27 protein-coding genes, 1 tRNA gene and 1 riboswitch are annotated in these 24,169 nt (G+C 57.8%); of the genes, 10 read left to right on the plus strand and 18 right to left on the minus strand.

The annotated features are described in order from the left end of the window. Positions 1 to 42: 42 nt before the first annotated feature. Together ACZ25R_RS18120 and ACZ25R_RS18125 are read right to left on the minus strand one after the other, a co-directional pair. Positions 43 to 486, minus strand: coding sequence for a VOC family protein (locus ACZ25R_RS18120; protein ID WP_223611854.1), 444 nt, complete (start codon positions 484 to 486; stop codon positions 43 to 45). Between the two features lie 144 nt (positions 487 to 630). Next, complete coding sequence (locus ACZ25R_RS18125) at positions 631 to 1,083, minus strand: hypothetical protein (protein ID WP_472461782.1); 453 nt, start codon at positions 1,081 to 1,083, stop codon at positions 631 to 633. A 132-nt stretch (positions 1,084 to 1,215) separates the two neighbouring features. On the opposite strand from ACZ25R_RS18125, the gene ACZ25R_RS18130 reads away from it, so the two are divergent. The 3 genes from ACZ25R_RS18130 to ACZ25R_RS18140 all read left to right on the plus strand — a co-directional run bounded on the left by ACZ25R_RS18130 (position 1,216) and on the right by ACZ25R_RS18140 (position 3,812). Continuing rightward, complete coding sequence (locus tag ACZ25R_RS18130) at positions 1,216 to 1,563, plus strand: DUF952 domain-containing protein (protein ID WP_223611857.1); 348 nt, start codon at positions 1,216 to 1,218, stop codon at positions 1,561 to 1,563. Beyond that, positions 1,560 to 2,657, plus strand: a complete 1,098-nt coding sequence (locus tag ACZ25R_RS18135) for a quinone-dependent dihydroorotate dehydrogenase (RefSeq protein ID WP_472461783.1) — start codon at positions 1,560 to 1,562, stop codon at positions 2,655 to 2,657. Before ACZ25R_RS18130 ends, ACZ25R_RS18135 begins: the two co-directional genes overlap by 4 nt. Positions 2,658 to 2,735: 78 nt before the next feature. Further along, entirely contained in the window at positions 2,736 to 3,812 is a 1,077-nt protein-coding gene (locus ACZ25R_RS18140) for a D-alanine--D-alanine ligase family protein (protein ID WP_472461784.1), read from the plus strand. A 5-nt stretch (positions 3,813 to 3,817) separates the two neighbouring features. Here ACZ25R_RS18140 and ACZ25R_RS18145 read toward each other — a convergent pair whose 3' ends face one another. The 5 genes from ACZ25R_RS18145 to ACZ25R_RS18165 all read right to left on the minus strand — a co-directional run bounded on the left by ACZ25R_RS18145 (position 3,818) and on the right by ACZ25R_RS18165 (position 7,438). Further along, on the minus strand, positions 3,818 to 5,173 hold the full coding sequence (locus tag ACZ25R_RS18145) for an MATE family efflux transporter (RefSeq protein ID WP_472461785.1): 1,356 nt from the start codon (positions 5,171 to 5,173) through the stop codon (positions 3,818 to 3,820). Positions 5,174 to 5,267: 94 nt separating this feature from the next. Then, positions 5,268 to 5,765, minus strand: a complete 498-nt coding sequence (locus ACZ25R_RS18150; protein WP_472461786.1) for a CAP domain-containing protein — start codon at positions 5,763 to 5,765, stop codon at positions 5,268 to 5,270. Positions 5,766 to 5,841: 76 nt separating this feature from the next. Then, positions 5,842 to 6,108, minus strand: a complete 267-nt coding sequence (locus tag ACZ25R_RS18155; protein WP_346307005.1) for a DUF6460 domain-containing protein — start codon at positions 6,106 to 6,108, stop codon at positions 5,842 to 5,844. Between the two features lie 165 nt (positions 6,109 to 6,273). Continuing rightward, on the minus strand, positions 6,274 to 6,525 hold the full coding sequence (locus tag ACZ25R_RS18160) for a DUF982 domain-containing protein (protein ID WP_223611866.1): 252 nt from the start codon (positions 6,523 to 6,525) through the stop codon (positions 6,274 to 6,276). Positions 6,526 to 6,694: 169 nt separating this feature from the next. Then, positions 6,695 to 7,438 carry a hypothetical protein gene (locus tag ACZ25R_RS18165; protein WP_472461787.1) on the minus strand — a complete coding sequence of 248 codons (744 nt, stop codon included), beginning with the start codon at positions 7,436 to 7,438 and terminating at the stop codon, positions 6,695 to 6,697. A 49-nt stretch (positions 7,439 to 7,487) separates the two neighbouring features. Here ACZ25R_RS18165 and ACZ25R_RS18170 point away from each other — a divergent pair, with 49 nt between their 5' ends. Continuing rightward, positions 7,488 to 8,795 (plus strand): glycosyltransferase, encoded by a 1,308-nt coding sequence (locus ACZ25R_RS18170; protein WP_472461788.1) that lies wholly within the window; start codon positions 7,488 to 7,490, stop codon positions 8,793 to 8,795. 107 nt (positions 8,796 to 8,902) lie between these two features. Here ACZ25R_RS18170 and ACZ25R_RS18175 read toward each other — a convergent pair whose 3' ends face one another. Both ACZ25R_RS18175 and ACZ25R_RS18180 read right to left on the minus strand, forming a co-directional pair. Beyond that, positions 8,903 to 9,403 (minus strand): Holotricin-3 precursor, encoded by a 501-nt coding sequence (locus tag ACZ25R_RS18175; protein WP_464662711.1) that lies wholly within the window; start codon positions 9,401 to 9,403, stop codon positions 8,903 to 8,905. A 460-nt stretch (positions 9,404 to 9,863) separates the two neighbouring features. Further along, positions 9,864 to 10,301 (minus strand): MarR family winged helix-turn-helix transcriptional regulator, encoded by a 438-nt coding sequence (locus ACZ25R_RS18180; protein ID WP_346307010.1) that lies wholly within the window; start codon positions 10,299 to 10,301, stop codon positions 9,864 to 9,866. Between the two features lie 90 nt (positions 10,302 to 10,391). Here ACZ25R_RS18180 and ACZ25R_RS18185 point away from each other — a divergent pair, with 90 nt between their 5' ends. Beyond that, positions 10,392 to 11,270: a haloalkane dehalogenase gene (locus tag ACZ25R_RS18185; protein WP_472462513.1), complete on the plus strand. Its 879-nt coding sequence runs from the start codon at positions 10,392 to 10,394 to the stop codon at positions 11,268 to 11,270. A 61-nt stretch (positions 11,271 to 11,331) separates the two neighbouring features. Here ACZ25R_RS18185 and ACZ25R_RS18190 read toward each other — a convergent pair. From ACZ25R_RS18190 to ACZ25R_RS18200, 3 genes are all read right to left on the minus strand, one after another. Then, positions 11,332 to 11,405 (minus strand) — tRNA-Gly (locus tag ACZ25R_RS18190). Positions 11,406 to 11,506: 101 nt separating this feature from the next. After that, entirely contained in the window at positions 11,507 to 11,815 is a 309-nt protein-coding gene (locus ACZ25R_RS18195; RefSeq protein ID WP_403169876.1) for a hypothetical protein, read from the minus strand. 80 nt (positions 11,816 to 11,895) lie between these two features. Further along, the gene (locus ACZ25R_RS18200) at positions 11,896 to 12,990 is read right to left on the minus strand and encodes a 2'-deoxycytidine 5'-triphosphate deaminase (RefSeq protein ID WP_223611877.1); all 1,095 of its coding nucleotides are present in this window, start codon (positions 12,988 to 12,990) and stop codon (positions 11,896 to 11,898) included. 83 nt (positions 12,991 to 13,073) lie between these two features. Then, positions 13,074 to 13,153, plus strand: a riboswitch (SAM riboswitch). 62 nt (positions 13,154 to 13,215) lie between these two features. On the opposite strand from ACZ25R_RS18200, the gene ACZ25R_RS18205 reads away from it, so the two are divergent. The 3 genes from ACZ25R_RS18205 to ACZ25R_RS18215 all read left to right on the plus strand — a co-directional run bounded on the left by ACZ25R_RS18205 (position 13,216) and on the right by ACZ25R_RS18215 (position 15,352). Beyond that, the gene (locus ACZ25R_RS18205; protein WP_223611879.1) at positions 13,216 to 14,403 is read left to right on the plus strand and encodes an O-succinylhomoserine sulfhydrylase; all 1,188 of its coding nucleotides are present in this window, start codon (positions 13,216 to 13,218) and stop codon (positions 14,401 to 14,403) included. A 168-nt stretch (positions 14,404 to 14,571) separates the two neighbouring features. Next, the gene (apaG, locus tag ACZ25R_RS18210; protein ID WP_105736766.1) at positions 14,572 to 14,964 is read left to right on the plus strand and encodes a Co2+/Mg2+ efflux protein ApaG; all 393 of its coding nucleotides are present in this window, start codon (positions 14,572 to 14,574) and stop codon (positions 14,962 to 14,964) included. A gap of 79 nt (positions 14,965 to 15,043) precedes the next feature. Further along, a complete protein-coding gene (locus ACZ25R_RS18215) occupies positions 15,044 to 15,352 on the plus strand; it encodes a hypothetical protein (protein WP_223611880.1) in 309 nt (102 codons plus the stop codon). Between the two features lie 30 nt (positions 15,353 to 15,382). Here ACZ25R_RS18215 and ACZ25R_RS18220 read toward each other — a convergent pair whose 3' ends face one another. From ACZ25R_RS18220 to ACZ25R_RS18235, 4 genes are read right to left on the minus strand one after another with little or no spacing between them, the layout of a single operon-like run. Further along, entirely contained in the window at positions 15,383 to 15,595 is a 213-nt protein-coding gene (locus ACZ25R_RS18220) for an alkylphosphonate utilization protein (RefSeq protein WP_162800123.1), read from the minus strand. A gap of 23 nt (positions 15,596 to 15,618) precedes the next feature. Further along, positions 15,619 to 16,620, minus strand: a complete 1,002-nt coding sequence (locus tag ACZ25R_RS18225) for an Hsp33 family molecular chaperone (protein ID WP_464663193.1) — start codon at positions 16,618 to 16,620, stop codon at positions 15,619 to 15,621. Position 16,621: 1 nt separating this feature from the next. After that, positions 16,622 to 17,560, minus strand: coding sequence for an ornithine carbamoyltransferase (gene argF / locus ACZ25R_RS18230; protein WP_346307647.1), 939 nt, complete (start codon positions 17,558 to 17,560; stop codon positions 16,622 to 16,624). A 9-nt stretch (positions 17,561 to 17,569) separates the two neighbouring features. After that, entirely contained in the window at positions 17,570 to 18,775 is a 1,206-nt protein-coding gene (locus ACZ25R_RS18235) for an aspartate aminotransferase family protein (protein ID WP_223611883.1), read from the minus strand. Positions 18,776 to 19,258: 483 nt separating this feature from the next. On the opposite strand from ACZ25R_RS18235, the gene ACZ25R_RS18240 reads away from it, so the two are divergent. Continuing rightward, entirely contained in the window at positions 19,259 to 19,786 is a 528-nt protein-coding gene (locus tag ACZ25R_RS18240; protein ID WP_223611884.1) for a GcrA family cell cycle regulator, read from the plus strand. A gap of 55 nt (positions 19,787 to 19,841) precedes the next feature. On the opposite strand, the gene phoR is transcribed toward ACZ25R_RS18240, so the two are convergent. Further along, positions 19,842 to 21,119 (minus strand): phosphate regulon sensor histidine kinase PhoR, encoded by a 1,278-nt coding sequence (gene phoR / locus ACZ25R_RS18245; RefSeq protein WP_472461789.1) that lies wholly within the window; start codon positions 21,117 to 21,119, stop codon positions 19,842 to 19,844. Between the two features lie 162 nt (positions 21,120 to 21,281). Here phoR and ppk2 point away from each other — a divergent pair, with 162 nt between their 5' ends. Then, positions 21,282 to 22,124 (plus strand): polyphosphate kinase 2, encoded by an 843-nt coding sequence (gene ppk2, locus ACZ25R_RS18250; protein WP_464663192.1) that lies wholly within the window; start codon positions 21,282 to 21,284, stop codon positions 22,122 to 22,124. Here the strand turns inward: ppk2 and ACZ25R_RS18255 are convergent. After that, positions 22,093 to 23,937, minus strand: coding sequence for a glycosyltransferase (locus ACZ25R_RS18255; RefSeq protein WP_472461790.1), 1,845 nt, complete (start codon positions 23,935 to 23,937; stop codon positions 22,093 to 22,095). The two genes, ppk2 and ACZ25R_RS18255, sit on opposite strands and share 32 nt — an antisense overlap. Positions 23,938 to 24,169 lie beyond the last annotated feature (232 nt).

The following is a 24,169-nucleotide window of genomic DNA, read 5'->3' on the forward strand; positions in this document are numbered from 1 at the left end:
AGCAACGCAGGCAACCGGTTGTTTCGGCGGCCGGTTGCCTGATCATGCCGCCAGATGCTTGCGGCGTGACTTGACCACCCACAAATGGCCAAAGGGATCGGTCAGCACACCGACGCGGTCACCATTGTCCAGTTCCTCGACGGCATTGCGCACATGGCCGCCTTCGGCCGTGGCGTGGTGCATGACACGGTCGACGTCGTCAACATGGATATCGAGCATGACTGGCGTCGCGCCAATCGCGTGGACAGAACGCGGCCCGCCCAGCGATGCATCCGCATCGCGTTTGGGGTTGGCGCCGACAATCATGATCACCGACGCGCCCATCCGCATTTCCGCAGCGATCAACGCGCCATTGTGCAGATACGGGCGCCCGACCACCCGCGCGCCGAATACATTTTCATAAAAATCCATGGCCATTTGCTGGTCGCCGTGGCGCACAAAAAGCCGGATGGAAATTTCACCGATCAGTCTTGGCCCCTCGTTCATCCTGTCCCTCCAGCGTCCATTAGCGAGGGACTAAAGTCGTATAAAAACGCGAACAAATCAAGAACAAAATGATCTTTGGAGCAAAGGTTTTGGCATTTTCCGTGGAAAACATGCCTTGACAGATCGCCCGAGATTTGACCCGTTTCAGGTTTTCTGCGGCTGGGCCTGCTGCGGCTTGGCGCCGCTGTTATCGTTCTGGAATTCCTTGGCTATCCCCATGAAACGGCGCATGAATTTCTCCATGTAATTCATGCCCTTCTCGAACTCTTCATCGGAAGGAAGCGCGTCGCGGACAACCGGCGGAATCTTGCCCATGCTGGCGACTGTGTCTTCCAGCTTGGCAACGCGGGTCTTCAGATCCGCCACATCCTCCTCGTAGGCCCTGCGTTCATCCGCAGCGAGTTTGCAGATCAGCTGCCCGGACTTTTCCTGGCAGATGGACATCTCTCCGGTCCTGTTGTTCATCCTGATGTAACCGGTATCGGTTTTTTCCAGGGAATAATTCGTTGGTTCCTCGGCCGCCGCGCCGCTCGCGGCTGCGATTGCAAGGAACGGAACAGCCGCAACAGCGGCCAGCAGTGTTCGTGTGCGTGACATGACAGACCTCCGAAATGCTGAACCTCAAGCTTGAGAGGATAATACGCCGAAAATAGGAATGAGCGCCGAGATTTCTGTTACCGGCAGCAGTCTACTCTTTGCGTATTGCGGTTTTGCGTCTAGTAAATCCGCATGAGCAAACTGATTTACAAGATTGCCCCACGGGCACTGTGGCAGGCGGCGGAAGCCGCAGGCGTGTTTGATGGCGCGCCGATCGACCATGCCGACGGCTATATCCACTTCTCCACCGCTGCACAGGCGGTGGAAACGGCGAGCAAACACTTTGCCGGACAGGATGACCTGCTGCTGGTCGCTGTCGAGACCGACCGGTTGGGCGATGCCCTGAAATACGAGGTTTCCCGCGGCGGCGACCTCTTCCCGCACCTCTACGCGTCTTTGCCGATGGCGGCCGTCCTGTGGGTCAAACCGCTGCCGCTTGACACCGATGGCAAGCACCAGTTTCCGGAGATGAATGCATGAGCGGACTGTTTCAGTCGCTGGGCCGCAAGGTCCTGTTTTCCTTCGACCCGGAAGACGCCCATGGCATGTCGATCAAGGCATTGAGGACCGGGCTGGTGCCGGGATGTACATTGCCGGACAGCCCCGCCCTGCAGGTTACCGTTGCCGGGCTGAAATTTCCCAATCCTCTCGGCATGGCCGCCGGTTACGACAAGAACGCGGAAGTGCCGGACGCCCTGTTGAAGCTCGGTTTCGGCTTTGCCGAGATCGGGACCCTCACGCCGCTGGCGCAATCCGGCAATCCAAAGCCACGCATTTTCCGCCTTGTCGACGACAATGCTGTGATCAATCGCCTTGGCTTCAACAATGAAGGCCACGAAGCCGCGTTCCAGCGGCTGTCATCGCGCAAGAATCGTCCGGGAATTGTCGGGGTCAACATCGGAGCCAACAAGGATTCAACCGATCGCGTGGCTGACTACGTCGCCGGCATCCGGAAGTTCCATACGCTCGCAGCCTACTTCACCGCCAACATCTCGTCGCCCAACACGCCGGGCCTGCGGGATTTGCAGGCCCGTGACAGCCTCAAGGAATTGCTCGGCAAGGTGCTGGAAGCCCGCGATGCGGTTGCAGCGCAATCCGGTGTCCGGCGCCCGGTCTTTCTGAAGATCGCGCCGGATCTGCCTGAAGCCAGCCTTGACGATATTGCTGCCGAAATCGCGCTGCATCCGCTGGACGGCCTGATCATCTCCAACACCACCCTGTCACGCACGGGTTTGCGCAGCCCGCAGCACACGGCCGAGACCGGTGGCCTGTCAGGTGCGCCGATCTTCAATCGCTCCACGATTGTTCTGGCAAAGATGCGCCAGCGCGTTGGCCCCGCGCTGCCGATCGTCGGTGTCGGCGGCATCGACAGCGCCAGGACGGCAATCGCCAAGATTCGCGCGGGTGCCGATCTCGTCCAGCTCTATACCAGCATGATCTACCATGGCCCCGGGCTCGCTGCTGAAATCCTCAAGGAGATGTCCGCCACGCTCAAGCGCGAAGGCATCAGCAATATCAGCGCGTTGCGGGATCGTGACCTTGCGGATTGGGCGGCGAAAGACATTCCCGCCTGACGACAGAGCGTAATTTTGCCACTGTTCCGCAATCCAACGGATGGCGGCGATAAACTCCAGCAAAATGGAAACAGAGTGATGACGCGCAAGAGACGGGTGGCAGTTCTATTCGGCGGCCGTTCGGCCGAACATGAGGTTTCCCTGCTTTCCGCCGGCAATGTCGTCAAGGCAATCGATACGTCAAGATATGAGGTGGTGCCTATCGCCATCACCCGCACCGGTCAATGGCTGCTTGTCGCGCTTGAAGATGGCGGCCTGCCAAAGGCTGTTCCGGCAACCGGACCTGAAATCAGCCTGCTGCCCGGCGGCAAAGGCCGGCTTCTCGTTATTCCGGCAAGCGGCGCACCGCATGAAATACCGCCGGTCGATGTGGTCTTCCCCGTGCTGCACGGCCTCTTCGGCGAAGACGGTTCGGTGCAAGGCTTGGCGGAAGTTGCCGATGTGGCCTATGTCGGCTGCGGCGTCCTCGGCTCCGCAACGGCGATGGACAAGGACATTGCCAAGCGCCTGCTCAAGCAGGCCGGCCTGCCCGTTGCCAAGGGCGTGACACTCCAGTTTGGCGAAACCGCCGGGTTTGACGACATCACGCGCGAGCTTGGCACACCGGTCTTCGTCAAACCCGCCCGGCAGGGCTCGTCCGTCGGCGTTGGCAAGGCTGCCACAGCCGAGGCTTTCGAGGCGGCCGTCAAGGAGGCATTCCGGCACGACCGCAAGGTCATCGTCGAGGAGTTTGTCCAGGCCCGCGAGATCGAATTTGGCGTTCTCGAACACAGCGACGGTTCATTGACCGTTTCGGTTCCCGGCGAGATCGCTCCAGCCGCCAGCCACGGCTTTTATACCTATGAAGCCAAGTATATCGATGCCGATGGCGCGGCCTTGTCCATTCCGGCCAACCTTCCGGCATCTGTCCGGGAACAGCTGCAGGACACGGCAGGCCGGGCCTTTCGGGCCCTCGGCTGCGAAGGCATGGCACGGGTCGATTTCTTCCTGCGGCCGGACATGAGCGCCGTCGTGAACGAGGTCAACACCATACCGGGTTTCACCAATATAAGCATGTATCCGAAGACACTGGGCGCGAGCGGCATTCCCTATCCGGAACTGGTGGACCGGCTGATCCAGCACGCGCTGGATCGCGCTGATCGCCAGCGCTCCTGAACGATCTAGCTGGCAAACTGCAGCCGCGCCCGCCGCGGCAGGATCGCCAGCAGCGACAGACCGCGCAGCCCGAGGAACAGGTGAAGCGCCAGCCAGAGCCCGTGATTGCCCATGAACTGCGGCAGAATGAAATAGGCGGCGAAATACCCGGCAAGTGACAGCATCATCATGTTGCGCATGTCGCGTGACCAGGTGGCCCCGATGAATACGCCGTCCATATGGAAGGCCAGCAGCCCGGTAACGGGCGCCAGGGCCGCCCACGGCATGTAGAGTGCGGCCATGGCCTGCACATCCGCAGATTTGATCAAAACCGCCACGATGGCATTGCCGTAGATGAGGAAGAACAGCGCCATCAGCGAAGCAAGGACCAGCCCCCACAGGAATGAAAGCTTGATGCCGCGATCAAAGGCCGGGCGATAATGGGCGCCGACGGCACGGCCGGAAATCTGCTCGGCTGCCGTCGTCACGCCGTCGATGAGATAGCCCGAGATCAGCAGAAAATTCATCAGCACGGCGTTGGTTGCCAAGGTCACGGCACCGGCCTCGGTACCAGCGCGGGTGAAATAGGCATAGGCGATCAGCAGGAAGAACGAGCGCAGCATAATATCGCGGTTGACTGCAAACATCCGCCGGATGGCCGGCATATCAAGGATACGCGCAAGCGATGGATTGGGAACGGCCCGAAACTGCCAGTAGACCATGGTCAAGCCGACAACCAGCGCGACGCTTTCACCAAGCACGGTTCCCCAGGCAATGCCCGCCACGCCCCAGCCCATGACCAGACCGAGCCAGCAGGTCATGACCACATTGACGCCGTTGAGCAGGAATTGCAGGTAGAGGCCCTGCATCGCCTTGCCCTGCCCGAGCAGCAGACCGAGAACGACAAAGTTTCCAAGCGCCATCGGCGAGGAAAAGAGCCGGATAGACACATAGGTGGACATGGCGTCGGCGACTGCCTGATCCGGGTTCATGAAGCGAACCGTTGCAGTCAGCACCAGCGGCGTCACGGCAATAAAGACAAAGCCGACAAGCACGGCTATGCCGATGGCCCGCCAGAACACCGCTTGCTGCTCCACGTTGTCATGACGGCCCATCGCCTGCGCCACCAGCCCGGTTGTTCCGGCGCGCAGGAAATTCATGGTCGAGAAGAGAAAATCGAAAACCAGAGCCCCGATCGCCAGCCCGCCGAGCAGATGCGGATCGCCGAGCTGGCCAATCACAGCCGTATCGACGAGACCGAGCAAGGGCGTCGTCAACGATGCCAGCATCACGGGAATCGTGATCGACAGCATCAGACGGTTCGTCACCTCGAACGGGCGAACGATTTTTGATCCATCAGGATGGGACACTTGCGTTGACATGGGACACCGGGAAAGACGCCAGAGGGGCTATCCATATCCTATGCCATCGCGCGCGGCGCTTTTCCAGAACTATCGGCCAACCGCGGCCGATAGTTCAGCTGGCAAGGACCAGCGCCCAATACCGCTGGCTGCTGCCGCTGGCAGCTTCCGAATAGGCAAGACCGAACCGGGTGAACTTCTGATCCAGCATATTGCGGCGATGCGGCGGCGAGGCCATCCACATGGCAAAGAGCCGGTCGAGTTCCATGCGGCCGACGGCGATATTCTCCGCAGCAACGCCGTGGATCTCATTGTTCCGCACACGGGTGGCAAAATCACGCCCCCAGCCGGTCGTATGGGACATGCGGCCGGCGCTGGCCATGTAACCCGCCTGCTGCAATGCGGCGCTTTCCAGCGAAGAATCGGCGGTCAGGCCAGCCAATCCATTGGAAGAGCGTATATTCTGCACAAACGATGTCGCTGAAGCCGATACACCGGCACTTTTCCCCGGCGTACGTGTTACTGTCTGGCAGGCGGCCAGCGGCAACAGCGCCGACACGGCGGCGAACCCAAGCACGCTGCGGCGTGACAAATGAAATCTATGGTCGGGCATAAGCAATTCCTGAATGAGACGCACTGCCGATATCCAGCAATTGTGGCTCATTCAGGCCAAGGCGATATTTTTGCGCTTAACGCCGGTAGCTCAGCAGCCGCAAAATGATGAAGCATGGCACAACCACGACCGCGCCCAACAGGAAGTAACCGGCGAAACGCTCGATGGCGCCGAAACCGAGGTTCCAGATGCGGCGGGCAAAATTCTCGAAGCCATACAGAATATCGAGCGGCGACCAGTTGAACGCGTTCATGATCACGCCGACGAAAAGCGATACGAGAATGAGCTTGAGCAGAACACGGCCCGGCGTGTCTCCCAGAAAACGGTTCATCTTGTCCGACATTGATACTCCGATAGCGGCGGCGGCAATTGCAGCGATGGTGTTCACATATGGCCATATGCGGCCCGGTTCAAGCAATTGCACGGCGATAGCGGATTCGCCAAGCGTTCCAGACCAAATATATCCTGGATAAGGCTGGCGGTAGCCGGCAAGACGGTCAGATTGGTTTCAATGCCGATCCTGCACGAAAATATCGACCGTTTTTGCCGCCGCAATGAAGGCTTTTCGGGCTTCGCCGACCGTTCTTTCGCCATTCAGGGCATCGTGGCATATTTGTTGTGCGGCGAGATAGCTCGGTCCGTGCCGGGCCGGCCAATCCTCCGACAGAAATTCAGCGGCTTCTTTTACCGAGGCTATACTTCGGTATTTGCCTATCTGCCTGGTCTCTACGGTCACAGATTCAAATGTCAGTTTACGCATGATGTGAGACGCCCAAGAAACAGCCATGTCCCCTCAAACCCGCATTATATTGGCATTCGATAGTGAGCACAACTCTTCCGGCCGGGCATACCGCCAAGCCGGTTATGCCTGACAGGCCATTGCCGTGCGACGAGTGCCCTCGATCACAGTGCGTCTGAAGATGATCGCGTTACTTGCCGCATTCTTCGAACAACTTGGAAACAACTGGCAAAAAGTGATCTTCATAGGTCAAGCAGGAGTGATAAATACCCGCCGCAACTCTTTCACGTCCGATTTCCTCCCACTCGGGATTTTTCGGTGTGTGCCAATCGGTGACTTGAGAAATCAGCACTTCCCTGTCCATTGCTGCAGGGTATTGTTTCAAAATGGAGCGCGCCTCATCAACCAGTGGAAGATAACGCGCCACCGCCGCCAATTTTCGCGTGCGGGCTTCCCCATCCAAAACCAGTTCACAGACACGATCGCCTTTTGCTCCAGCTGTCGCGGCGGAAAAGAGGAGTTCGGCCGGTTTGCCGCGCGCGCACAATCGCTTTTGCAGGATCGCGCCCATGGCCGATGCCAGGTCGTGGATTGGATTGTATCCATCACGTGCATCCGCAACTATTCTGTAAGAATGATGCTCTCCAATATCAGCCTCAATTGACGCGATCACCCCCGCGAAAAACCCGTGATCATGACGTGCCAGCGCTTCGTACCAAAGCCGGTCCGAAATATCGCCAAATATCGCGCCCGCAGCGGATCCGGTCTTTTCGATGATTTCCCGGGAATAATGCGTTCGGGACTGTTCCTTGCTTCCAGATCCGTCTGTCAGAAAGAAAACAAGGGGCTTGTTCAATTCCACCCAATGGTGAATGCGCAGCTCATGCCCAGGATGCGCCAAAAGAAGAATACTTAGTGTTTGTTTATTCTGCATTGGTGAAATAGACCATAGCTGCGCAACAAAAGCATCGGGGAAATATAAAGTGCGTGTTCTTATTACAAATTTTGTTTTTGGAATGCGGTCCGGATCCGAAAGTGTCGTTGAACTGCTGGCTGACGCACTTCGAGGTGCCGGCCACCAGGTGATGATTTTTGCCCCGACATTGGTCGGCGACACCAACTGGATGATACAGAAGGGACATCAGATCTATCACGCGATAGATCAGATACCCTATCGGCCTGATGTCATTCATGCCCACCATGTGTCCCCATGCTTTATTGCCATGGCACGTTTTCCCGACGTGCCGGTCGTCTACACCTGCCACAGTTCCGTGTTCGAGATCGAAGCGCCTTTGCTGCACCCCCAGATCAAGCACTATGTCGCCGTAGATGCAGCGTGCAGAGACAAATGCTTGTCCAGAGGCATCCCGGCCAATCGCCTGACCACGATAGAAAACGCCGTTGATTCAGCGCGTTTTATCGCACGGCCCCCTCTTCCGGACCGCCCCCGGAAGGCGCTCCTGCTTACCAAGGCCAGCGGTCATGCTGAATTGGTGCGGCGCGCATGTGCCGCAGAGACCATGACCCTTGACGAGCTGGGCCCTGGAACAGGCAAGTTTTCCGATGCGCTTGAGAAGGAATTGCTCCAATATGATTTGGTCTTTGCAACGGCGCGCATGGCGCTGGAAGCGGCCTTTGTCGGATGTGCGGTTGTTGTATGTGACGGTCGCGGCTTTGCCGGACTTCTCACGACCCGCAATGTCGCGGCCTGGCGGAAGAATAATTTTGGTGTGCGGTTGCTCGCCCGGCCGACAACTGTCGGGCTATTGCAGGAAGCGATCCAGCATTATGACGCCAAGGATGCGGCAGATGTAGCCGTATATCTGCGTGAGCATTCGCCGGCAGACAAATATGTCTCCCAATACGAAAAACTCTACCGTTCGGCCATCAAGGCAGGATCACCCGGCCTGCCTGCACTCGATCTTGCCAATGGCCAATGGGCGCAGGAACTCGTTGCAACCGCTGAAAAAAGAACCTGGTTTCGTATCGCCTCTGACATGCATTGGATGCCGGAAACAGACACTCTCAGGCAAATGCTGGATCAATCAAAATCAGAGATCCTTGCCGAACTGCATTCGGTAACAGAGCGTCATCTGCCCAATTCCCATTCCATGGAAACGCTCGCTCAAACATTGACCACGAAAATCGATAAACTCGATCGTGAAATTTCAACGTCAACGAATATCCTGATGAGTTTGAAGGCCATATATCAAGCGCTCATACCATCTCCACTCAGGCGCGTTGGTGCAGTGTTGCGGGCGCGCTCAAAGCGGCAAAACAAATCGCCGTAGTCGAAAATATCCGGCGCGAGGACCACCTCAATTACAAAAGCCCCCGCGTCCGGAGATACGGGGGCTTTGGAATATCGCACCAATCCTGTCGATTGGCCATTTCGGTCTCAGCGGCGGGCGTCCAACAGGTCGTTCACTTTGTCAATTTGCGCCGTCGTGAGTGTCCGATGGAAATCCGTGCTCAATTTGGCTTCCGCGGCTTCGAGGGCCTGCTCCCGCAACGTGGGATCAGTAATGGCAAGGGCTGCTTCGCGGCTGCGTTCGTAAGCGGCGATCTTACCGACGGAGGAATTGGGGGCTGCCCGCTCCCGTGCCCGCGCGGATGCATGTGCTGCGTTAAGCGGACCCAAGGTATTCTTGTCCAGATCCCTGTCGCTCAGATCTGCTTCCTTGGTCTTGGATTTGTCATTTGCGTGGTCGCCCTTGGCATTGCCATGGCCTTCACCGCCATTGCCTTTTCCGCCGCCCTCGCCGCCACCGTTGCCATTGCCATTTTTGGCCAGTGCAGAACTGACAAGGCTGTAATTGCCCGTCGTCGAGAGTGCTGTGCCGGCAACCAGCAAACCAAAACATGCAACGGCAACAAAACCGCGCTTCACAAGAGTCATACCCATCTCCTCAATATGTCCCGGTGATCGTTCCCCTGCCGGAACGTTAAGAATCCGTTTAGGGCCATTATGAGGCGCTAATAGCGATAATAGTGCCTGTGATGACGATGGTGCTTCCAATAGCCGGGACGGTGGTGCCGATTATTCCAGTGGTGGCGGCGATGGTGATGACCTCTCCAGCCGTGCCGATAATGATGGCGGTGGCCCCAATGCCTGCCGCGATTGTGCTTGTATTTGACCAGCTCCACATTCGAAGCGATCGGCGCGCGTTGGACGGAGATAGGCGAGGCCTGCGCGGATACGATTGATGTCAGGCCCATCACAAGCGCGATGAGGCCAGCAGCCACTAGGGAAAGAATATTCTTTATGACAGCTCCCTCCAGATGATCCCTCTCCACATTACGCCGTTGTTGATGAACATTCAAACAAGCACGCCGCGGCAAGCGAAAAGCAGGCGGGTCTATTCGCCGCGAGGCAATTTTTCCAGCACAAGCTGCAGAGTGGACGTCAAAACGTCGATATTCTCTTTGCCGGCGACGCTTTCCCAGTTCTGTTGAATACGTTTGCCCGCCGCCATCGCCGTGGGCTGCACCGCCTGCCCCCGGACTGTGAGAAAGACCAATCGCCCCCGCTTGTCCCGAGGATCGGGGCGACGCTCCACATAGCCAAGCTTTTCAAGCTCTTCCACCGCCTGGGTGATCGATTGTTTGCGGGTTTTTGACAGTTTCGACAGTTCGCTGACCTGAATTCCAGATGAAGGCGTAAAGGCCAATACATTCGAATGGGATGGGCGAATATCGACGAACCCCGCCTCATCGAGCGCGGTGTCGATAGCCTGCGTCCATTGCTGATGCAGGAGCCGCAGAAGAATTCCGAGATTGGGCGTTGGTGAACTCATCAGCGTGCTGTTTCCCGTTCGTGTGCGGAGCCAGAATCCTTCAGATATTGACAGGTGACTGTCTACACGATATTAGACAGTTACCTGTCAATATCTGAAGAGGACAATCTCATGCCATCCATCTCCATCCTTGATTCAACCCTATACTACGAAGAAACGGGCGTGGGTACGCCCATTGTATTTCTCCATGGGAATCCCACCACATCGCATTTGTGGAGAAACATTACCCCCGCTCTGTCGGGTTATCGCCGTCTGGCTCCCGATCTGATCGGCATGGGGCGCTCGGGCCGCCCCTCCCTCGACTACAGTTTTGCCGATCAAGCCCGCTATCTCGATGCCTGGTTCGATGCACTGGGACTATCCGATGTCATCCTTGTTGGCCACGACTGGGGCGGTACGCTCGCCCTGGATTGGGCGGCGCGTCATCCGGAGCGGGTGCGGGGCGTCGCCTTCATGGAAACAATTCTGCGGCCGATGCGGTGGGCCGATTTTCCGCCGGAGGTTGCAGAACGGTTTCGGGCATTGAAGACGGAGGGGCTTGGCGAGACCATCGTGCTCCAGAGCAATAGCTTCATCGAACAAACCTTGCAGGCAACGGTGCTTTCCGGCCTTTCAAGCGAAGATATCCATGCCTATACGCAGTCATACACCACCCCTGAAAGCCGCCGGGCCATTCTCGAATGGACGCGCTCAATGCCTGTCGATGAGGAACCGGCGGCGCTGATTGAAAGAATGCGGCATTTCAACACCTGGCTTGCCGACAGTGTCGATGTTCCGAAACTGTTGATTGCGTTCGAAGGATCGGGAAAAAACCTGGCGATCGGGGCGGACATGGTAGCCTGGTGCAGGGCCAACTATGCCAACCTCAGCGTTGTCAATTGCGGTGCCGCCAAACACAATGCACCGGAAGATCAACCCGAGGAAATCGCGCAATCACTTGGCAAGTGGCTGGAGCAGATCAATATTTGACAACCGGGTCAACGCGAGGCGGCATCCCTGCTGCCGTCTTGCGTTCCATGCAAACAAGGGATGGAGCGGGTGAAGGGAATCGAACCCTCGTATGCAGCTTGGGAAGCTGCCGTTCTACCATTGAACTACACCCGCCTATGCCCGCGGACTTGCCTCGGGGCAGATAACCGGAATGAAAAGCAGCCGGGATCGATAGTCAACCGGATTCGCACATCACCCTGCAAACAGCGTGTATATCAGCTACGGCGCATGCGGCCGGCGATAGCGACAATGCCAAGGCCGATCCAGCCCAGCACCGCAATCAGCAGAAGCGGCGCGGCCGGGATCATCAGCCAGCCCAGCACACCCATCGTGTAAAGCGTATCGCCAATGTCGATGCCGCCCAGCAGACACGGGTGAACGCTGTTCTCATCCACCGTGCAGCCAAGCGTATTGGCGATCGCATAGGTCACCAGGACCGACAACAGCGGCAGCAGCGCAATGAACGTCAGAATGGCGAGCACGACAGCTGCTGCACGCCGTTTCGAGCCGGTTTTCCGAGGCATCGCAAACCTCCAATCCTGCATGACAAATCCCAGGAATACATCCAGGCCGTCAAATCGGCGTCTTGTCAATCAACCGCGGTTCACGAGCGGAAATGTTTGGAGAGTTTCAGGCCCTGCGCCTGATAGTTCGAGCCGAGGTCGGTGCCATAAAGGGCCTTGGGCCGCTCCAGCATATGCTCATAGATCAGGCGGCCGACGATCTGGCCATGTTCGAGAATGAATGGCACCTCGTGGCTGCGCACTTCAAGCACCGCGCGGCTGCCGGTTCCGCCTGCAGCGGTGTGCCCGAAACCCGGATCGAAGAACCCGGCATAGTGCACGCGGAATTCGCCGACCAGCGGATCGAACGGCGTCATCTCCGCCGCATAAAGCGGAGGAACATGCACGGCTTCACGCGACACGAGAATGTAGAATTCATCGGGATCGAGCACCAGTTCGCGCGCGCCGCGATCATGGATCGGCTCCCAGAAATCGAAGAGGTCATGCGCCCCGCGCTTGTCAACATCCACCACGCCCGTGTGGTGCTTGCCGCGATAACCGACGAGGCCGTTCGCATCGCCGGTCAGGTCGATGGACAGGGCAATGCCGCCGCCCGATATGTTCGGCGTGTCCGACGCCACGAGCGTCTCGCTTGCATGCAGTGCGGTCAGTTCCGTCTCGTCGAGCTGCGCCCGTCCGGTGCGGAAGCGTATCTGGGAGAGACGCGATCCTGCACGCGCCACAATCGGGAAGGTACGCGGGCTGACTTCGAGATAGATGGGGCCATTATATCCCGCCGGCACCTTGTCGAATTCCTGTGCCCCGTCAACGATGACGCGGGTGAAAATATCAAGACGCCCGGTCGAACTCTTGGGATTGGCCGATGCGGAAACCCCGGCAGGCAGCGCCAGGCTTTCCAGCAGCGGGACGATATAGACACAGCCGGTTTCCAGCACGGCACCGTGACTGAGGTCGATCTCGTGCAGCTTGAGTTTTTCCAGCTTGTTGATGACGGGGGTTCCGGGCCCCGGCATGAAACTGGCCCGTACGCGATAGGCTTTCGTGCCCAGGCGCAGGTCCAGGCTGGCCGGCTGGATCTGATCAGCGTCGAAATCACGCTCGGTTTTCAGTGCACCGGCCTGATGCAATGCCCTGATGCCGCTATCCGCCAGAATGCCCGCTTCACGTATACTCATATCGACCGCCGAAACCTCATATAATTTCCCAAAAGCTTTAGCGTCTCACCCGATTGACGCAAGCCGCCAAGAGGATTAAAGCAATTTTATCCCGTGGTGATTTGGCCGGCCGGCTTGCAGCCACGTTAAACAATTTGCTAAAAGAGGCCCGGTCTCGTCCGGCCTTTTTGCGATTCCCGCAAGGCCGGTTTTTTATTGGCCAGATTCTGGCAGATTGAGAAGACGATGACCACAACCCGTAAGCTGCGCCCCGCGACACAACTCGTTCATGCCGGAACCTTGCGCTCCGGTTTCGGTGAAACATCGGAAGCCCTCTTCCTCACTCAGGGCTTTGTCTATGACACGGCGGAAGCCGCCGAATCCCGCTTCAAAGGCGAAGAACCCGGCTTCATCTATTCGCGCTACGCCAATCCGACAACCGATATGTTCGAAAAGCGCATGTGCGCGCTCGAGGGCGCGGAAGATGCGCGCGCAACGGCTTCGGGAATGGCTGCGGTTGCGGCGGCAATCCTGTGTCAGGTCAAGGCCGGAGACCACGTTCTGGCCGCGCGCGCCCTGTTCGGCTCGTGCCGCTACATCATCGAGACGCTCCTGCCCAAATATGGCGTGGACTTCACCCTGATCGACGGCTCCAAGGCCGAGAACTGGGAAAAGGCCATCCGCCCGAACACCAAGGCGCTGTTCCTGGAAAGCCCGACCAATCCGACCCTCGAGATCGTCGATATTGCCGCCGTGGCCAAGGTCGCCAATTCCGTCGGCGCCAAACTGATCGTCGACAATGTGTTTGCGACCCCGCTGTTCCAGAAGCCGCTGGAACTTGGCGCCCACATCGTCGTCTATTCGGCCACCAAGCACATTGAAGGCCAGGGACGCTGTCTTGGCGGCGTCATCCTTTCCGACAAGAAGTGGATTGACGAAAACCTCCACGAATATTTCCGCCACACCGGCCCGGGCCTCAGCCCGTTCAATTCCTGGATCATGTTGAAGGGGCTTGAAACCTTGCCCGTCCGCGTCCGCCAGCAAACCGAAAGTGCGGCGAAAATTGCCGACTTCCTCGCGGATCATCCGGCAGTTTCCAGGGTTATTTACCCCGGCCGTGCGGATCACCCACAGGCGGACATCATCGCCAAACAGATGACCGGTGGTTCCACGCTCGTGGCCTTCGAACTCAAGGACGGCAAGAAGGCGGCCTTTGATTGCGAGAACGGACTGGAAGTGGTGCGGATTTCCAACAATCTTGGAGATTCGAAGAGTCTCATCACACACCCCGCGACAACCACGCACAAAAACCTTACAGATGAAGCACGTGCAGAACTTGGCATTTCGGACGGGCTGCTGCGCCTGTCGGTTGGCCTGGAAGATGCCGACGATCTGATCGAGGATTTCGATGCTGCCCTCAAGGCAGCCAAGTAAGACAGAACCAATCCCGCACTGAAACCAATTTCAGTGCGGGAGCGGTATATTTAAGTATAAACGTTGCAGAATGTTGGCTATTCACATTAAATTTAATCATCTTTATGTATTGTAATGGTTGACGAGACGGCCACGACCCGCAATATCATTGATAAGACAAGGTTTATCATGTATCGCGCAGTCACTCAGAATATTGAAGTAATCGTAGAACCATTCTATCTGGAGGAGCAGTCCAATCCGGAAGAAAACAGATATGTCTGGGGATACCGGATTACGATCGCCAATGAATCCGACGGCACCGTCCGGCTTCGGGCACGCTATTGGAAAATCACCGATGGGAACGGCCAGATCGAAGAGATTCGCGGCCCTGGGGTCATCGGTGAACAGCCGGTGCTCAATCCCGGAGACTCGTTCCAGTATTCCTCAGGCTGCCCGCTGACAACGACATCCGGTGTGATGGTTGGCCGTTATTCCATGGAAAGCGAAACCGGAAACTTGTTCGACATCGAGATACCGGCTTTTTCGCTTGATTTGCCGGATCAATTGCGGACATTGAATTAATTCTCGACCGGACTGTTGCCTTTGCGGAGCGCAATCGTTGCAAGCGCCGTTTTGATCACATGCATGAGTACACGCCCTGATGACCAGCCAAACTGAAATGCCGTACCTGAAGGCGCTTGCCTGCTCCGTTGTCACCTTTGCCATTGGTGTCGGCGCACTTTTTATGGGCTATGCCCTGCCAAGCATTCAGGCCGGCAAGGCCGGCATGCCGGAACTTCTGGCGCTGGCGCTTGTGCCGGGCCTTGTCGTCGGCCTCTTCGCCAAACGTTCGGCGAAGCCGTGGCCGTTGTGGCTGATCATCGGTGCGTTCCTGATTGTCCTGGTTGCCGTCACCGCTGCCCACGAGGCGCTGGTATCCTGGCGGATCGCCAACGGGCTGCTGAAATAGCAATTCACCTGCGGCACTTGTGACGCCGCATTACGCCTTCTTGACGAATTCCGTTTTCAGAACCAGGCCTTTGACCTGTTTGGTGTTGCACTCGACTTCGCCCTCGCGGCCGTTCAGGCGGATATTCTTGACGAGCGTACCCCGCTTGATCGTCTCAGATGTTCCCTTGACTTTCAGATCCTTGATCAAGGTGACGGAATCGCCGTCCTGAAGCTCATTTCCGTTGCTGTCGCGTACGTCCACAGGGGCAATCCTCGTTTGGATAATCAGTTCTTTGGCAGGAATTCCGCCGGGTCAAACTCGTAATGGGTCGAGCAGAACTCGCAGGTCACGCTGATCTTGCCATCTTCGATGCTGTCCGTGATTTCTTCGGCGGTAAATCCGGAGAGGACGCCTGCAATCTTGTCACGCGAGCAGGAACAATCGTCATTCACCGGCACTGCGTCGAACACGCGGACGCCGCGTTCATGGAACAGGCGGTACAGCAGCCGCTCCGCGCCCACCTGCGGATCGGTCAGTTCCGAACTCTCGATGGTCGCAACCAGAGCTTTCACTTCAGCCCAATCATCGTCCTCTTCAATATCGTCCTCATCCTCGTCGGTATCCGGCGCATCGCCCGCAGGCAGATCACGCTGGCGGATACGCAGCTCGGATTCCGGCAGGAACTGCACGATCAGCCCTCCGGCGCGCCATTGCTCGACAGGTTTGCCATCCTCGCCGCGTTCTATGAGCTTGGCGACGGACAGGCGGATATCGGTCGGAATCTGCTCCGACTGGCGGAAATAGGTCTTGGCTATTTCCTCCAGGTTGGAACCATCGAGTGCAACGATACCTTGATAGCGCTGGGTGTACTCGCCCTGATCAACCGTCAGCGCCAGCGTTCCCGTCCCCATCAACTGCTCCGGCGAAAGCCGGTGCGCGGCGATCGCCTCGGCCAGCCGGTCTTCGTCATAGCGGGCATAGGCGCGCACCGAATTCGGCGTGCGGAAATCAACCACCAGCATGTCCACAGGCCCATCGGACTGCGACTGGAAAATGAACTTGCCGTCGAATTTCAGTGACGTTCCCAAGAGCACGGTCAGGACAATCGCTTCGGCCAGGAGCTTTGCAACCGGCTCCGGGTAGTCGTGCCGGCTGAGAATATCGTCCAGCGTCGCACCCAATTGCACGGCGCGGCCGCGGGCATCGAGTGTCTCGACTTGGAACGGCACAACCGCATCATCCCCGGCGAAGACGTATTCGTCGGAGCGCTTGGTGATGTCAGGCATATCAGACACGCGGGCGACCTCCTTCGAGACACCAGGCTAGAATGGCTTTTTGCGCATGCAACCGGTTTTCGGCTTCATCGAAAACGACCGAGTGCGGCCCGTCAATAACGGAATCCGTTACTTCTTCGCCGCGATGAGCAGGCAGGCAGTGCATGAACAGGGCATCGGGATGCGCGTGCTTTATCAGGGCATCATTGACCTGATAGGGCATGAACACATTGTGACCGCGCGCACGGCCTTCCTGTCCCATAGAAACCCATGTATCGGTGACGATGCAGTCAACGCCCTCGACAGCCGCGATAGGATCGGATGTCAGCTTGACATTACCGCCGGCGCTCTTGGCCCAGGCGAGATATTTGCTCTCGGGCTCGCTGCCTTCCGGCGTGGCAATGTTCAGGTTGAAATCAAAGCGCGCAGCCGCTTCAACGAGCGAATGCAGCACATTGTTGCCATCGCCTGTCCAGGCAAACGTCTTACCCTTGACCGGACCGCGATGCTCTTCGAACGTCATGATATCGGCCATGATCTGACAAGGATGCGTGTCGTCCGTCAGGGCATTGATGACGGGAACCGTGGCATTCTCAGCCATTTCGATCAGCCGGTCATGGGTCGTCGTGCGCATCATGATGATATCGACGTAGCGCGAAAGCACCTTTGCCGTATCCGCAATGGTCTCGCTGCGGCCGAGCTGCATTTCGGAACCGGTGAGCATGATGGTTTCGCCGCCCAGCTGGCGCATGCCGACATCGAAGGACACGCGGGTCCGCGTCGAAGGCTTGTCGAAAATCATCGCAAGCACCTTGCCTGCAAAGGGCTTCTCAATATTGCCTGCCTTGAGGCGGTTCTTGCGCGCGCGCGCATCATCAAGAATGGAACGCAACACACCGGAAGAAAGCGCCGAGATGTCCGTGAAGTGACGGAGGTCCTGCTTGATTGTCATGACAGTTCCCTACGCACTCTTCTGCCGGGCCGTGACCGACAGACGTTCGGCAGCGGCTTCAATCCGGGAAAGGGCCTCGCGGGCCTCTTCTTCGGTCACGACCAAAGGCGGCAGCAACCGAATGACGTTGTCGCCGGCACCAACGGTGAGCAGGTGTTCGTCACGCAGTGCCTGAACGAGCGCTGTATTGGGAACAACACTCTTGATGCCCATCAACAAGCCGCGGCCGCGTACTTCCGCAATAACCTCGGGATAGCGATCGGAGATCGAGGCGAGGCCCTGCTTCATGAAGAGGGCGACCTGCTGCACATGCTCGAAAAAGCCATCGGCGAGAATGACATCGAGCACGGCATTGCCGACGGCCATGGCGAGCGGATTGCCGCCATAGGTCGTGCCATGCACGCCGGCTGTCATGCCCTTGGCTGCCTCGGCCGTTGCGAGACAAGCGCCGAGCGGGAAACCGCCGCCGATGCCCTTGGCGACAGCCATGATATCGGGCGTGATACCCGACCACTCATATGCAAAGAACTTGCCCGTACGTCCGACACCCGACTGAACTTCATCGAGGATCAGCAGCAGGCCGTTCTCGTCGCAAATCTTGCGCAGACGGCGCAAATCCTCATCCGGCACGGGACGCACACCGCCCTCGCCCTGGATCGGTTCAATCAGGATGGCGGCGGTCTGGGGACCAATGGCCGCCTTCAATGCCTTCTCGTCACCGAAGGGCACCTGATCGAAGCCCGAGACTTTGGGGCCGAAGCCTTCGAGATACTTTTCCTGGCCGCCGGCAGCAATCGTCGCCAGCGTGCGGCCATGGAACGCGCCTTCGAAGGTGATGATATGAAACCGTTCCGGGTGACCGTTGACATAGTGATAGCGCCGGGCGGTCTTGATCGCGCATTCCAGCGCTTCCGCCCCGGAATTGGTGAAAAACACCTTGTCGGCAAACGTGTTGTCCACGAGACGCTGACCAAGACGTCTTTGCCCCGGAATTTCATAAATATTGGACAGATGCCAAAGCTTGTCAGCCTGGGTCTTCAGGGTTTCGACGAGATGCGGATGCGAATAACCCAGCGAATTGACGGCAATGCCGGCAGCGAAATCCAGATAGCGTTCACCGCTCTCGGTCGTCAGCCAAACACCGTCTCCTCGCTCAAAGCGCAGATCCGCACGAGCAAAAGTGTCGTATAGCGGTTGCGCGTTTGCGTCCGTCATGTCGTTTCGGGCCTCCAATACCCTGTTTTGATCTGCTGTTTGCTAAGAAGAAACCGGCAGCGATGAAATCAAAAAGCCGCCCACAAGGGCGGCCTGACGCTGGTAATATCATCATTCAATCCGCAATTGTCAAATGAACACTTCAAAAACATAGACGCGACAGTGCGTCCGCGCGAGGCGGTCTTTCCATAAGGTTTTCAAATCTGTAGCCAAGCGACCATACGGAAAGCGACGGGATTTGCGAGAAATGTCATTTATGCCGCGTTTTCACGCGCAAGTTGGGGAAAACCCAAAAAAGCAAGCCGCTTCCCACGCCCGACTCTTGTCACAGAGTCATCGCATATTGTAGCTTGAGAAACGGAATAGCTAGATTTCGTGCGGCGGACCTCGTCACCTGGATAGATATAGTATCTGCAATCTGGAGCAATCCAGATGTGAGGGAAGGATTCAGCCTAGAGTCCGCACAATACGGAGCCAAGGAAGATGAACTGGACAGATGAGCGCGTAGAACAGCTGAAGAAGCTTTGGGCCGAAGGTCTGAGCGCAAGCCAGATCGCTGCACAGCTGGGTGGCGTCAGCCGCAATGCGGTCATCGGCAAGGTGCACCGCCTGAAACTGTCAGGCCGCGGCAAGACCACATCGACCCAGACACGCAGCAAGAAAGTCAACACGACCGCTTCGGCCGGGCATCGCAGCAGCGTCAGCACGTCGGCGCAGATGACGAGCCGCGTTGTGACCAAGAGCGTTGGCGCAACAGCGCTGCAGCAGGAATATTTTGTCGACACGGTTACGCAGACCGTGATGAAGCCCTCGACGGATGTCGTGGTGCCGATCTCGCGGCGTCTCGAACTGGTGCAGCTCAGCGAGCGCACCTGCAAGTGGCCGATGGGCGATCCGTTGCAGCCTGATTTTCACTTCTGCGGAAATGATGTCGGCGAAGGCGGCCCATACTGCACCTATCATGCCCGCCTGGCCTATCAGCCGGCGTCCGATCGCCGCCGCGCCCGGTAATCGGCGAGGCACATAGTATAGGGAAAGGCGCCGTCAGGCGCCTTTTTTGTTGTCGTCAAGCCTTGGCTTTCTGCGGACCGAAGGCAACCGTGAACGATGAGCCTTCGCCGACGCGAGAGCGAACGACAAGCCGGGCCCGGTGCCGCGTAAGGATGTGCTTGACGATTGCCAGACCGAGACCCGTGCCTTTCTGGGCCCGGCTGGTCTCGATATTGACGCGATAAAAGCGCTCGGTCAGCCGCGGGATGTGCTCCTCCGGTATACCCGGGCCAAAATCCTGAATAGTGGCTTTGATCCCCTCGCCATTGTTTTTGAGCTCGACAACCACCTTCTTGCCGGACTGGCCGTATTTGCAGGCGTTCTCCAGAAGATTCTGGAAAACCTGCGTCAGTTCATCCCGGTCGCCGAGGACCATGACCGGCCCGGGATCGATGTGACGCTCGATTTCAATGTCGAGGTGCGTGGCGAGCGGGCGGAGCGTATCCACCACATGATTGAGAACGATGGTCAGGTCCACCTGGTCCTTGACCGCGATATGGGCCTTCATTTCGATGCGCGACAGCGACAGAAGATCATCGATGAGCCGTGCCATGCGCTCAGCCTGCTTCTGCATGATCTCCAGAAAATTGTCGCGGGCAACGGCGTCGTTGCGCGCCGGACCGCGCAGCGTTTCAATGAAACCGCTGAGTGACGCCAGTGGCGTGCGCAATTCATGGCTGGCATTGGCGATGAAGTCCGAGCGCATGCGCTCCAGACGATGCGCCTCGGTCAGATCGCGGAATGACAGGAGATACTGACGGTCGGAGCCGCCCTGATCCAGACGCAGCACAGTGGCGCGATACCAGCGTTCAACCGGGACACGCTCGGAGTAGTCGATCGATCCGGCCTGCGCATCCGACATGACCGACTGGACCAGCGTCTGCATCTCCGGTGCGCGGAAATGCAGGAGCAGCGTACCGCCGCGCGCCAGAGGCCCGAAAGCGCCGTTGGCCGCCGGATTGACGTAAAGAATTGTCCCTTCGTGATCAAAGATAATCAGGGGATCGGGCAATTGCGCCGCAAGCTGCTGACCGGACAGGCGGAAGATCGCCGGATCGCTGACCGGCTGCGCACGGTTGGTGTCGTCACTGCGCGGAATGCTTGCCGACAAGGCGACCACGCCCAGGAGCAGAAGCATCAGAATGGCAAAGCTCAGCCACCAGGACACGCCGGAATTCAGAACGAGCGCGGTGAGAAAGGCAGCGGCACCAAGAATATAGCGTGCGCGAATGATCCGCTGCATCGCCCTTTGCCGCAAACCGCGGCTTTCCTGCCCTGAACCGAATATGCTCATGCGTTCAACTCCCTGCCCTGCCATGCTTGTCATCGACACTGGACGCCACAACGCTGTCCCAATAACATGGCTTCATGTCAATTGAGGGAGACTGTCTTGGCCAAAAATTCGAAAGAGAAATCCGACCAGCCGCATGTCGGTAAGACAACGCTTAAACTCAAGATCGATGGGAAGAAGCGGAGTTTCGATATCGACGACGCCAAACTGCCGGACTGGATTGACGACGGCGCCCTTGCGTCCGGTGACTTTCCCTACACGGATAAAATGAACAGGGCCGAATACGAAAAAACACTTGAGCAGCTGCAGATTGAGCTGGTCAAAATGCAGAGCTGGCTGCAGGAAACCGGCGGCCGCGTGATAACCGTCTTCGAAGGGCGCGATGCCGCCGGCAAGGGCGGAACGATCTTTACCTTGCGCCAGTACATGAACCCACGTAATGCGCGCAACGTTGCCCTGCCCAAGCCCACGGAAACCGAAAGCGGACAATGGTACTATCAGCGCTACGTCTCGCATTTTCCGACAAAGGGCGAATTCGTCACGTTTGACCGCTCCTGGTACAATCGCGGTGGTGTCGAACCCGTCATGGGTTTCTGTACGCCGGAACAGCATGAAACGTTCCTCGAGGAAACGCCCGGCTTCGAACGCATGATCGTTGCCGACGGCATCTTCTTCTTCAAGTTCTGGCTCAACATCGGCCAGATCATGCAGTTGAAACGTTTTCACGATCGACGCCACAGCCCGTTGAAGAACTGGAAGTTCTCGCCGATGGATATTGCCGGTGCCGAAAAGTGGGATGACTACACCAACGCCCGGAACGAAATGATGGCCCGGACCCATACGGCCCATGCACCGTGGACGGTGGTGCGCTCCAATGACAAGCGCCGTGCCCGCATCGCCGTTATCCGCCGGGTTTTGCTGAGCTTGCCCTACAAGGGCCGGGATGTCGGGGTGATCGGTAATGAAGACGCTCTGATCATTGGTTCCGGCCCGGGGTTTCTTGAGTAGATTGCGCGGGCCGATGCGGCGTTTTCTCCCATAGGAAAGGCCGCGTGTTCAACTGCCCCAAAGCGCGCCACGCCGCCAGGGACATGAGCAACCAGTAGAGCGGTATCCATGGCAGGATCCTGCCGGGCATCCCCTTGCCCGCCAGCGCGCGCTGCCCCAGCCGGTGGAACGAGAGATACCCCATCACGATATTGATGAGATCGATGCAGAGAATATCCCGATGCCGGGCAAAGACATCGCTTCCGGAAAGCCAGCACAAGGTGACCGAGAGCATAAACAGCAGCGTGACGGGATAAAGCAGGGATGAAACGATCATCCCCACCGCCAGAAGGTGATAGACGACGAAGCGCAGAATGCCCAACTGGACGAGAAGGGTAAACGGCTGGCGCATCTGCACAAGCCACGTCTGCATCCAGCCCTTGAACCAGCGCGTTCGCTGGCGAAACCAGATGCCGATTTCAGTCGGCGCATCCTCGATCGTCGCGCGTTCGATCATATCCGTCCGATACCCCAGGCGCGCCAAACGGGTGCCGAGCTCCGCGTCCTCCGTGACGTTGTGCGGATCCCAGCCTCCGATGGCGGTCAGGCAATCGGAACGAAAATGATTGGAGCTGCCGCCAAGGGGCAAGACCAGCCCGCGATGCGCAAGCCACGGCAGGAAGCTCTGGAAGTGCGCCGCATATTCGAAGGCGAACAGACGCGCCACAAGACTTTCATGCGCATTGGCGACCTTCAACGGAGCCTGAAGGCAGCCGAGCTTTTCATCGGCGCGCTGGAAGCGTTGAAAGGCTTCCAGCAACTGGTCTGGGTGGGGGCGATCCTCCGCATCGTAAACCACGACAAACGCTCCCTTCGACAGCAGGAGCCCGTAATTGAGCGCCTTTGGCTTCGTCCGCGGGCCATATCCGGATACGGAAATGATATCGAAGGGCTGAGGCAGGCCCTGGCGCCTCAATGCGGCGAGCGTCGCCGCGTCATCCTCTTCGCAGAGGAAGAGAACCTGAAGCTTTGAACGCGGCCAGTTCAACGCCAGCATGGCTCTGACGAGCTGCGGAACAATGTCTGCTTCCTGATACAGTGCAATCATAACCGTGTAGATCGGAAGCTCTGCTGGATTTATTGCCAGCAGGGGTAACGGATTGTCGCGACGCGCATTTTTGCATGCCACCAACCGCAGCAGGACACAGGCAAGAAAGAACAGCGAGAGGATGACATGCGCACCCTTCCAGCTCAGCTGCTGCTTCTCAAAGGCGCCCAGCAGCAGACAGCTTGCCAATATGCCGATCAGGATGCCCTGCTGACCTGTCAGGACAATTTTGGCCGAGTATTCGCAGCGGGAGTCTTCGATCATTCTAGCAGCTCTATCGGCGAGCAGATGCTGATGCCCGGCCCTGAGAAGCACGCGCACCCCAGAGGGCGTGGTCACGCTCAAGCGGCCAGCCAGCTCTTTGCGGCTCGACAGATAGCGTTTGACAACAGCAATGTCGGCGATTGTCGGCGCAATATAGGTCAATGCATTGTTGTCGTGGTTAAGCGTCGTCGCAATGCGTGCGTGCGGCAGAATGGTGATATCCGGGCCCGATCGCAGAAAAATGCCGGTTGTTTGCGGTGCCACTTCAAAAGCCAGTCCCGTTATGTCGGCGATACATTGGCCGATCAGCGCATCGTTGCCGCGAACGCTGGCATAGAGTTCGTCGATAAAGGACGTGTTGCCGGCAATGGAATCCCTGAAGGCCCGTACGATCAGGATTTTCGCCAATCCGGCGCGGTAGAGACGCGCGGCCAGAGCCACTTCGAGGTCTCGATGCAGCATCTTCCCTCTACCGGGAGCCTGATCTTTGAATATTAACGATCGTCAAGGCGCGTGTTTTCTGTAGAGGGAACGCCAACAGCATGAACTCAACTCACAATTCATAATTGAAAATAAAATTCGGAACAATTTATAGCGTTACAAGCGAAGAATAATATTGTTAGGCCTCTTTATACCAATGGCAATTCTTCATAAGTCGAAGAACAGCATCTATTGCAGCCCATCACTCCGTGCA

Source organism: Phyllobacterium sp. RCAM01083, from assembly GCF_055685835.1.

Coding starts and splice junctions, on each gene's coding strand:
- ACZ25R_RS18120 (WP_223611854.1), bottom strand. CDS start 486: ATGAACGAGGGGCCAAGACTGATCGGTGAAATTTCCATCCGGCTTTTT.
- ACZ25R_RS18125 (WP_472461782.1), bottom strand. CDS start 1,083: ATGTCACGCACACGAACACTGCTGGCCGCTGTTGCGGCTGTTCCGTTC.
- ACZ25R_RS18130 (WP_223611857.1), top strand. CDS start 1,216: ATGAGCAAACTGATTTACAAGATTGCCCCACGGGCACTGTGGCAGGCG.
- ACZ25R_RS18135 (WP_472461783.1), top strand. CDS start 1,560: ATGAGCGGACTGTTTCAGTCGCTGGGCCGCAAGGTCCTGTTTTCCTTC.
- ACZ25R_RS18140 (WP_472461784.1), top strand. CDS start 2,736: ATGACGCGCAAGAGACGGGTGGCAGTTCTATTCGGCGGCCGTTCGGCC.
- ACZ25R_RS18145 (WP_472461785.1), bottom strand. CDS start 5,173: ATGTCAACGCAAGTGTCCCATCCTGATGGATCAAAAATCGTTCGCCCG.
- ACZ25R_RS18150 (WP_472461786.1), bottom strand. CDS start 5,765: ATGCCCGACCATAGATTTCATTTGTCACGCCGCAGCGTGCTTGGGTTC.
- ACZ25R_RS18155 (WP_346307005.1), bottom strand. CDS start 6,108: ATGTCGGACAAGATGAACCGTTTTCTGGGAGACACGCCGGGCCGTGTT.
- ACZ25R_RS18160 (WP_223611866.1), bottom strand. CDS start 6,525: ATGCGTAAACTGACATTTGAATCTGTGACCGTAGAGACCAGGCAGATA.
- ACZ25R_RS18165 (WP_472461787.1), bottom strand. CDS start 7,438: ATGCAGAATAAACAAACACTAAGTATTCTTCTTTTGGCGCATCCTGGG.
- ACZ25R_RS18175 (WP_464662711.1), bottom strand. CDS start 9,403: ATGACTCTTGTGAAGCGCGGTTTTGTTGCCGTTGCATGTTTTGGTTTG.
- ACZ25R_RS18180 (WP_346307010.1), bottom strand. CDS start 10,301: ATGAGTTCACCAACGCCCAATCTCGGAATTCTTCTGCGGCTCCTGCAT.
- ACZ25R_RS18195 (WP_403169876.1), bottom strand. CDS start 11,815: ATGCCTCGGAAAACCGGCTCGAAACGGCGTGCAGCAGCTGTCGTGCTC.
- ACZ25R_RS18200 (WP_223611877.1), bottom strand. CDS start 12,990: ATGAGTATACGTGAAGCGGGCATTCTGGCGGATAGCGGCATCAGGGCA.
- ACZ25R_RS18205 (WP_223611879.1), top strand. CDS start 13,216: ATGACCACAACCCGTAAGCTGCGCCCCGCGACACAACTCGTTCATGCC.
- apaG (WP_105736766.1), top strand. CDS start 14,572: ATGTATCGCGCAGTCACTCAGAATATTGAAGTAATCGTAGAACCATTC.
- ACZ25R_RS18215 (WP_223611880.1), top strand. CDS start 15,044: ATGACCAGCCAAACTGAAATGCCGTACCTGAAGGCGCTTGCCTGCTCC.
- ACZ25R_RS18225 (WP_464663193.1), bottom strand. CDS start 16,620: ATGCCTGACATCACCAAGCGCTCCGACGAATACGTCTTCGCCGGGGAT.
- argF (WP_346307647.1), bottom strand. CDS start 17,560: ATGACAATCAAGCAGGACCTCCGTCACTTCACGGACATCTCGGCGCTT.
- ACZ25R_RS18235 (WP_223611883.1), bottom strand. CDS start 18,775: ATGACGGACGCAAACGCGCAACCGCTATACGACACTTTTGCTCGTGCG.
- ACZ25R_RS18240 (WP_223611884.1), top strand. CDS start 19,259: ATGAACTGGACAGATGAGCGCGTAGAACAGCTGAAGAAGCTTTGGGCC.
- phoR (WP_472461789.1), bottom strand. CDS start 21,119: ATGAGCATATTCGGTTCAGGGCAGGAAAGCCGCGGTTTGCGGCAAAGG.
- ACZ25R_RS18255 (WP_472461790.1), bottom strand. CDS start 23,937: ATGCTGCATCGAGACCTCGAAGTGGCTCTGGCCGCGCGTCTCTACCGC.